The organism is Mesorhizobium sp. M7A.F.Ca.CA.002.04.1.1, assembly GCF_004022805.1.
Lineage (GTDB): Bacteria > Pseudomonadota > Alphaproteobacteria > Rhizobiales > Rhizobiaceae > Mesorhizobium > Mesorhizobium ciceri.
This window is the reverse complement of sequence record NZ_RZPL01000367.1, coordinates 1-5,511: the sequence shown is the minus strand read 5'-3', so window position 1 is coordinate 5,511 and position 5,511 is coordinate 1. Positions and strand designations below refer to the sequence as shown.

Annotated in this window: 4 protein-coding genes; 2 read left to right on the top strand and 2 right to left on the bottom strand. The window is 64.9% G+C overall.

The window, feature by feature from the left end; genetic code table 11:
• Positions 1 to 645: DUF2336 domain-containing protein (locus tag ENZ75_RS19150; protein ID WP_128278246.1), on the top strand; the 645-nt coding region annotated here is incomplete at its 5' end.
• On the opposite strand, the gene ENZ75_RS19145 is transcribed toward ENZ75_RS19150, so the two are convergent.
• Together ENZ75_RS19145 and parE are read right to left on the bottom strand one after the other, a co-directional pair.
• Positions 642 to 2,708 (bottom strand): FUSC family protein, encoded by a 2,067-nt coding sequence (locus tag ENZ75_RS19145; protein ID WP_063167882.1) that lies wholly within the window; start codon positions 2,706 to 2,708, stop codon positions 642 to 644. The genes ENZ75_RS19150 and ENZ75_RS19145 overlap by 4 nt on opposite strands.
• A 45-nt stretch (positions 2,709 to 2,753) precedes the next feature.
• Positions 2,754 to 4,811, bottom strand: a complete 2,058-nt coding sequence (gene parE / locus ENZ75_RS19140) for a DNA topoisomerase IV subunit B (protein WP_013531965.1) — start codon at positions 4,809 to 4,811, stop codon at positions 2,754 to 2,756.
• A 237-nt stretch (positions 4,812 to 5,048) separates the two neighbouring features.
• Here parE and cpaB point away from each other — a divergent pair.
• Positions 5,049 to 5,511 (top strand): Flp pilus assembly protein CpaB (gene cpaB / locus ENZ75_RS19135; protein WP_245481175.1); only part of this gene is annotated, 463 nt, incomplete at its 3' end.

The following is a 5,511-nucleotide window of genomic DNA, read 5'->3' as shown; positions in this document are numbered from 1 at the left end:
GCCGAACGGCATGGGCACCTGCCGCTGGTGCGCGAGGCGCTGATATCGGATGTCAGGCTGCCGGCCGACTGCCGGCATATGCTGCTCGTCAAGCTTGGCGAAATGCTGAAAACGTCGCCACTGGTGATGGCGATGATGGGCGCGGCGCGAGCCGACCGCGTCATGCGCGACGCCTGCGTCAAGGCTTCGGTGACGCTGATCGAAGGCACGCGCACGGAAGAACATGCGGCCCTGATCGAGCATCTCAGGCTGCGTGGCGACCTCACCGCGAGCTTCCTCATCCGCACCATCGCGCATGGCAAGGTCGATTTCTTCGGCTCGGCACTGGTTGCGCTCAGCCAGCAGTCCGAACAAAGGGTTAGGGCGCTGCTGGCCGGCGGGCACGACGTGGCTTTGCAGGCATTGTTCCGCAGCGCCGGGCTCGCCGGCGCCACGCACGCCATCATCCTGCGTGCGCTGAAGATCTGGCGCGAGGTCGCCAACGGCAAGCGCGTCGCCGGTGTGCAGGAGGTAAGCTGGCTGATGCTCAAGGAAGTGGGCGGTCAATCCGCCGAGGGTGATCTCGCCGCCTTGGTCAAGTCGATCCATCTCGACGCGCTGCGCGAAAACGCACGCGGCCACGCGCTGGCGATAGCGGCCGCCTAGCCTTTATCCCTGGCGAAAAAATCCGGAAAATCCTCCATCGCGGCGGCGATGATGCGCAACGATGCCGCGATCTGCAGCAATTCCCCGGTACCGTTTCGCTGGGCAATACCAGCCGCATATTGCCGGGCGACGGTGACGGTTGATGTCTGCGGATCGCCGGGGGCGCGGAAGAGCAGTTCGCGCGCCAGCCCTCTCAGGAAGTTGGCGATCGAAAGCGCGGTCTCGGATGGGATGGCATGGCTCTGGCTCGCATCGCGCAGCCGAAGGACCTCCAGGCCGACGGTGACGGCGGCGACGCCGCCGCCCAGAACCGCATCGCCTTTCTGACCGGCATTCTGCACCAGCGGCATCAATTGGTTGATGCGGTCGTAGGCGAGGCTCTCGAAGGCCGACCGCCTCGGCACCCGCTCATGCAGGCAAAGCCGCGCCAGATCCTCACGCATGGCGCGCACGATGCGGTTGGCCGCGAGCCAAGGATCGGCCGGCAGCACGACGATGAAGACACCGATCGCCAGCAGGATGCCGACCAGGATCGACGCCGAACCGGCGAAGAAGGGTCCGGGATCGTAGGTCATCGCCTGGTGCGGACTGAGGAAGGCGAGAAAGTTGATGGCGAAAGCCGTCGCAACGCCGACATAGCGTGGATTGGCCATGGCCAGCGCCGTCGGCACCAGGATCGGCACGACAAACAGCATGAACCAGCCGAAGCCGGGCAGGGCGGGCAATGCGATCTGGCCGACGAGAAAGGCAAAGGGCAGCGCCAGAAGCGTTCCCTTGAAGAAACCCCAGGCGACCTGCACAGGGTCGGGGCGAGCAGCAAACAGGCTCGACACGACGGCGACGAGAATGACCGTGCCGGCGGCTTCCGACCATTTCGTCGTCAACCAGAAGGCCGCGACCAGCAGCGTCGCAAGGGCAGCGCGCACCGCGTTGCGCGATGCGCCGGCGTAATCGCGATGCACCACCAGCGCAGGCTGCCTGCTGCCCCTGGCCGGGCGCGTGGCAGGCGCACGCAGGGCATCGAGGCCGCGCAGCACCTGCTTGAGCGCATCGGCGAAATCGGCGGCAATGGTCAGGCGGGTGATCGTGCCGACCCTGTCGTCGCCCTGGTCGGTCGAGGCATCGGGCATTTGCCGGGCCTTGGCCGAGATGGTGTCGAGCCGCGCCACCCAAGGCGTGGTGTCGTCCAGCGCGCCGGGCTTCGCGGCCATTTCACCGACAAGGGCTTGCAACTCCGAACGCACCGGAATGAGCGCCGCATTCTTCGGAGCGGCATGCGAATGCAACGCACGTGCCGCCGACAGCGCCGAGAGCAGTTGTCCGATCGTGCGCCGGACCGGATGCGCGCGCGGCGCGAAGCTCGGCGCCTCGAGCCTGGCATAGGCGCGCATCTCGCCGAGCGTCTGGGTATCCGTGACCAGCTTTCGGTGCAGCGCGGACAGCGTTGCCGGGTCGCCGCCGGAGAACGCACCGCCGGCATAGGTGGCAAGATCGAGGATGCAGCGTTTCAGGCGCGAGACGATGGCGTCGCTGGCCAGTTTTGGCAGGATCAGCCGGCTGGTCAGGCCGGCGCAGACGATGCCGAGCACGATCTCGGCACAGCGCGCGACAGCGAGGTCGACGACGAGATGCGGCTGTCCGAAAGCGGGCAGGCCGATGATCATTGCGGTGTAGCCGGCCAGGGCGGCGCCATAGGCTTCCGGATTGCGCAGCAGCGACGAGACGAAGGTGCAGATGCCGATCCAGACGGCAAGCACAGTCACCAGCACCCAGGGGTTGGTGCCGAAAACGGTGGTGATGCCGATCGCGGCGATGCCGCCGACCAGCGTGCCGAGCAGCCGGTAGAAGCCCTTCGCCAGCACCATGCCGGCAACCGGCTGGGCGACGATGAACACCGTCATCATGGCCCATTGCGGATGGTCGAGCTTCAGCGCATAGGCTGCCAGCAGCGCGATCAAGCCGGCTGAAACGGTGCGCAAGGCAAAGATCCAGTCGGAGCGCGTCGGCTGCGTCAACCCGGCTAAACTCGTCCCGAAATAGCCTTTCAGCCGCGTCCTGGTCACATGCTCGTCTCCGCAGCTGGAGCCTTGTTATGGACCGGCTGGCGGCTAGATATCCAGCACTTCCGTCTCGGCGAATTCGGCGCGTTCCTGGATGAACCGGAAGCGGGCCTCCGGCTTCGTGCCCATCAACGCATCGACGGCGTCCTTGGTCGCCGTCTCGGCGTCGATTACATCGATCCTGAGCAGCGTTCGCTTCCTCGGATCCATGGTGGTTTCCTTGAGCTGGGCGGCCATCATCTCGCCCAGACCCTTGAAGCGGCCCAGTTCCACCTTGCCGCGCCCGGTGAATTCGGTGCGCAGGAGCTCGTCCTTGTGGGCGTCGTCTCGGGCATAGGCGACCTTGCCGCCTTGCCTGATCGAGTAAAGCGGCGGCACGGCGAGATAGAGATGGCCGCCACGCACCAGCGCCGGCATCTCCTGATAGAAGAAGGTGATCAGCAGCGAGGCGATATGGGCGCCGTCGACATCGGCGTCGGTCATGATGATCACGCGGTCGTAGCGCAGATCCTCATCGCGGTACTTCGAACGCGTACCGCAGCCGAGCGCCTGGATCAGGTCCGAAATCTGTTGGTTGGCCGCCAGCTTATCGTTGCCGGCGCTGGCGACGTTGAGGATTTTGCCGCGCAATGGCAGCACGGCCTGGCTGGCGCGGTCGCGCGCCTGCTTGGCCGAGCCGCCGGCCGAGTCGCCTTCGACGATGAACAGTTCTGCACCGGCCGCGGCATTCTGCGTGCAGTCGGCGAGCTTGCCCGGCAGCCGCAGCTTGCGCACCGCGCTCTTGCGCGACACTTCCTTTTCCTGGCGCCGGCGCACCCGCTCGTCGGCGCGTGCGATCACCCATTCGAGCAGCTTCGAGGCTTCCTGCGGATTGTCGGCCAGCCAATGGTCGAACGGATCGCGGATCGCGGTCTCGACAATTCGAATTGCCTCGATCGTCGCCAGCCTGTCCTTGGTCTGTCCGACGAATTCCGGCTCGCGGATGAACACCGACAGCATGCCCGCCGCCGAGATCATGACGTCTTCCGAGGTGACGATCGACGCGCGCTTGTTGCCGACGAGGTCGGCATAGGCGCGCAGGCCTCGCGTCAAAACGTTGCGGAAGCCGGCCTCGTGGGTGCCGCCTTCGCCGGTCGGGATGGTGTTGCAGTAGGAATTGATGAAGCCGTCGCCGCCGAACCAGGTCACCGCCCATTCGAGCGAGCCGTGGCCGCCCTGTTTCTCGCTCTTGCCGGCGAAAATCTCGCGCGTTACCTGGAAGTCGTCGCCGAGCGATGCCTTGAGATAGTCCTTCAGGCCGCCGGGAAAATGGAATTCCGCCTTGGCCGGCGTCTGGTCTTTTTCCTTGATCAGCGACGGATCGCAGGTCCAGCGGATTTCGACGCCGCCGAACAGATAGGCTTTCGAGCGCGTCATACGGTAGAGCCGCGCCGGTTCGAACGCCGCGCCCTTGCCGAAAATCTGCTCGTCGGGGTGGAAGCGGATCTTTGTGCCGCGCCGGTTGTGGACCTCGCCCAACTGTTCCAGGCCGGTCACGGGAACGCCGCGCGAGAATTTTTGCCGATAGAGTTGCCGTCCCCGCGCGACCTCGACCTCGAGATGGTCCGACAGCGCGTTGACCACGGATACGCCGACGCCATGCAGGCCGCCTGATGTCTCGTAAACCTTGGAGTCGAACTTGCCGCCCGAATGCAGCGTCGTCATGATCACTTCAAGCGCCGGCTTCTTGAACTTCGGGTGCGGATCGATCGGGATGCCGCGGCCATTGTCGGTCACGGCGAGATAGCCGTCGGCCGAAAGCTCGACATCGATGAAGGTGGCGTGGCCGGCAACCGCTTCGTCCATCGAATTGTCGATGACCTCGGCGAACAGATGGTGCATCGCCTTGTCGTCCGTGCCGCCGATATACATGCCTGGCCGGCGGCGCACCGGCTCCAGCCCTTCCAGCACCTCGATGTCGGCGGCGCTATAGCCCTCGCTGCCGTCCTTGGTCGAGGCAGGACGCTTGGTGGCTTGCACCACCAGTGGATCCGCCGGGCGCGCAGCGGTACGCACCGGCTGCGGCTGCTTGTCCATATTGCCGAAGAGATCGTTGCTGTCGTCCATGCCTGCCATAGGTTCCGGTGCTGCGAATCACCTCGCGATACTGCCACGCTTTTCAGCGCCAAGCGACCGAGGTTCCTGTTCCGTTCGGGGATCTGGGCCCTCTTACCCCAAAACCATTCGATAACCAAGCCGGCGGAAATAGATCCGATACCAACGCCCGGGATTCCTGATTCTTTAACAATGCCGCCTAACGTGAGCCCAACTAAATAAGAAACTGCTGATATCAGGGGTTTAGGCGTGAGGGGCAAGGCCATATCGATGATCGGCATCGCCGCCGTTTTCGGCGCGATCTCGATCTTTGCCGCGGATTTCTGGGTCAAAAGCCAGGCCAAGGCCGATTCCGAAGAGAAGACGTCGTCGATTCCGGCACCTGTCGTGCCGAAAGTCGAATTCAAGACCATCGTGGTGGCGAATGCCCCGTTGCGCTACGGCATGGAGCTCGACCGCGCGCAGCTCAGCGAAATCCCGTGGTCGCAAGAGTCCGTGCCGCAGGGCGCCTTCACCACCATCAATGCGTTGCTCGCCGACGGCAGCCGCGTGGTGCTGTCGCCGATCGAGGTCAACGAACCGGTGCTGCTGGCCAAGCTGTCCGGCCCGAATGGCCGCGCGACGCTCTCCAACATGATGACGCCCGGAATGCGGGCGGTCACCATCCGCACCGACGAGATCGCCGGAGTCGGCGGCTTCGTCACGCCCGGTG

Coding starts and splice junctions, on each gene's coding strand:
- parE (WP_013531965.1), bottom strand. CDS start 4,811: ATGGACGACAGCAACGATCTCTTCGGCAATATGGACAAGCAGCCGCAG.